Consider the following 3,302-nt stretch of genomic DNA (forward strand, 5'->3'; position numbering starts at 1 on the left):
AAAAAAAGAACACGTTCATTGATTGAAATGTATTGGAAATTCTAGGAGCCGGGTATAATGAGGTATGGTGAACTCATAACTCATCACTCATCACTCAACACTAGAGTATGGGGAATTAGCTCAGCTGGCTAGAGCGCCTGCCTTGCACGCAGGAGGTCATCGGTTCGACTCCGATATTCTCCACGACGGCGATTATAAGTAGCTGATGTGTTAAGCCAACTACACTCAAAGAGAGAGGGTTAACACGGGGCGAAGCCGAAACGTTCATTGACATATTGAGATAAAGAGATACGAGAAGCTTGTTTGTTGTTTCCTTCGGGAGACAACGGCAAACAAAAGTAAAAATTTTTGAATCTTATTTAGTTGTGATGATTTGCACGAATCATTACGGCTTGTTATTTATGAAATAAAAGAGCAGAAAGTACAATAAGCTAAATAAGGGCGTATGGGGGATGCCTAGGCTCTCAGAGGCGAAGAAGGACGTGATAAGCTGCGATAAGCTGCGGGGAGTGGCACACACACTATGATCCGCGGATTTCCGAATGGGGCAACCCGGCATGTTGAAGACATGTCACCTCTTTTAGAGGAGCGAACCCGCTGAACTGAAACATCTAAGTAGGCGGAGGAGAAGAAAACAATAGTGATTCCGGTAGTAGTGGCGAGCGAACCCGGAAAAGCCCAAACCAGTGTTGTTACGGCAATACTGGGGTTGTAGGACCACGATATCGAATGCCAATTGAATCAGAACACGTTGGAAAGCGTGACCAAAGAGGGTGATAGTCCCGTACGAGTAAGAGCGGTTATTTGTAGTGGTATCCTGAGTAGCGCGGGGCACGTGAAACCTTGTGTGAAACTGGCGGGACCATCCGCCAAGGCTAAATACTCCTGAGAGACCGATAGTGAACCAGTACCGTGAGGGAAAGGTGAAAAGTACCCTGAATAAGGGAGTGAAAGAGAACCTGAAACCATACGCTTACAAGCGGTCGGAGCCCCATTGGGGTGACGGCGTGCCTTTTGCATAATGAGCCTACGAGTTACCGTTGCTAGCGAGGTTAAGTGATTCAGTCACGGAGCCGTAGCGAAAGCGAGTCTGAATAGGGCGCTATAGTTAGTAGTGGTAGACGCGAAACCGTGTGATCTACCCATGGGCAGGGTGAAGCTGTGGTAACACATAGTGGAGGCCCGAACCGGTTGACGTTGAAAAGTCTTCGGATGACCTGTGGGTAGGGGTGAAAGGCCAATCAAACTCGGAAATAGCTCGTACTCCCCGAAATGCATTTAGGTGCAGCGTTGATCAAGTTTTATAGAGGTAGAGCTACTGATTGGATGCGGGGGCTTCACCGCCTACCAATTCCTGACAAACTCCGAATGCTATAAAATGGTGATCAGCAGTGAGGGCATGGGTGCTAAGGTCCATGTCCGAGAGGGAAAGAACCCGGACCATCAGCTAAGGTCCCCAAGTGTATACTAAGTTGAAAAAACGCGGTTTGATTGCTTAGACAGCTAGGATGTTGGCTTGGAAGCAGCCATTCATTTAAAGAGTGCGTAACAGCTCACTAGTCGAGCGATCGAGCATGGATAATAATCGGGCATAAGTATACCACCGAAGCTATGGATTTCTGTAAAGAAGTGGTAGGGGAGCATTCTATGGGCGTTGAAGGTGAACTGCGAGGTTTGCTGGAGCGTATAGAAAAGAAAATGTAGGCATAAGTAACGATAATGCGGGCGAGAAACCCGCACGCCGAAAAACCAAGGATTCCTCAGCTATGCTAATCAGCTGAGGGTTAGTCAGGGCCTAACGCGAACCCGAAGGGGGTAGTGGATGGACAACAGGTTAATATTCCTGTACCTGCATAACAATAAAAGTGACGGAGGCGAATAGTTGGTGCGTGCTGACGGAATAGCACGTTGAAGGGAGTGGTAACACCCCGATAGTACACTAAGGCTACGGCTGCGGTGATAATCCAGCGAATCGACTTCCAAGAAAAGCGAGTTATGCAGCCTGTACCGTAAACCGACACAGGTGGTTGGGATGAGTATTCTAAGGCGCTCGAGAGATTCATGGCTAAGGAACTAGGCAAAATAGACCTGTAACTTCGGGAGAAAGGTCGCCTATCGCAAGATAGGCCGCAGTGAAAAGGTCCAGGCGACTGTTTATCAAAAACACAGGGCTCTGCTAAATCGAAAGATGATGTATAGGGCCTGACACCTGCCCGGTGCTGGAAGGTTAAGGGGAGATGTTAGCTTCGGCGACGCATTGAACTGAAGCCCCAGTAAACGGCGGCCGTAACTATAACGGTCCTAAGGTAGCGAAATTCCTTGTCGGGTAAGTTCCGACCTGCACGAATGGTGTAACGATCTGGACACTGTCTCGGCCATGAGCTCGGTGAAATTGTAGTATCGGTGAAGATGCCGATTACCCGCAGTGGGACGAAAAGACCCCGTGCACCTTTACTATAGCTTCGTATTGACTTTGGATAAGTGATGTGTAGGATAGGTGGGAGACTTTGAAGCGGCATCGCCAGGTGTTGTGGAGTCATTGTTGAAATACCACCCTTTACTTATTTGAAGCCTAACTTCTGAACAAGAAGGACAGTGCGTGGTGGGTAGTTTGACTGGGGTGGTCGCCTCCAAAAGAGTAACGGAGGCTTCTAAAGGTTCCCTCAGCACGCTTGGTAACCGTGCGTAGAGTGCAATGGCATAAGGGAGCTTGACTGAGAGACCTACAAGTCGATCAGGTACGAAAGTAGAGCATAGTGATCCGGTGGTTCCGTATGGAAGGGCCATCGCTCAAAGGATAAAAGGTACGCCGGGGATAACAGGCTGATCTCCCCCAAGAGCTCACATCGACGGGGGGGTTTGGCACCTCGATGTCGGCTCGTCACATCCTGGGGCTGGAGAAGGTCCCAAGGGTTGGGCTGTTCGCCCATTAAAGTGGCACGCGAGCTGGGTTCAGAACGTCGTGAGACAGTTCGGTCTCTATCTACTGTGGGCGTTAGAAATTTGAGTGGACCTGACTCTAGTACGAGAGGACCGAGTTGGACCAACCTCTGGTGTAGCTGTTGTTCTGCCAAGGGCATTGCAGCGTAGCTATGTTGGGAAGGGATAAGCGCTGAAAGCATATAAGCGCGAAACCCGCCACAAGATGAGATTTCTTTAAAGGGTCGTGAGAGACGATCACGTTGATAGGCTACAGGTGTAAAGGCAGTAATGTCATAGCCGAGTAGTACTAATAACCCGTAAGCTTATGTACTGTAGTCCCCTGCCACGCAAAAGGGCAGGGGGCGCAACCTCTTTCATAA

At 49.2% G+C, this 3,302-nt stretch carries 1 tRNA gene and 1 rRNA gene; both read left to right on the plus strand.

The features are described 5' to 3' along the window. Nucleotides 1-109 precede the first annotated feature (109 nt). A tRNA-Ala gene (locus K7R11_RS14980) sits at nucleotides 110-183 on the plus strand. 242 nt (nucleotides 184-425) lie between these two features. Further along, nucleotides 426-3,252: ribosomal RNA gene (locus K7R11_RS14985) — 23S ribosomal RNA — on the plus strand. Nucleotides 3,253-3,302 lie beyond the last annotated feature (50 nt).

The organism is Robertkochia flava, from assembly GCF_020166515.1.
Lineage (GTDB): Bacteria > Bacteroidota > Bacteroidia > Flavobacteriales > Flavobacteriaceae > Robertkochia > Robertkochia flava.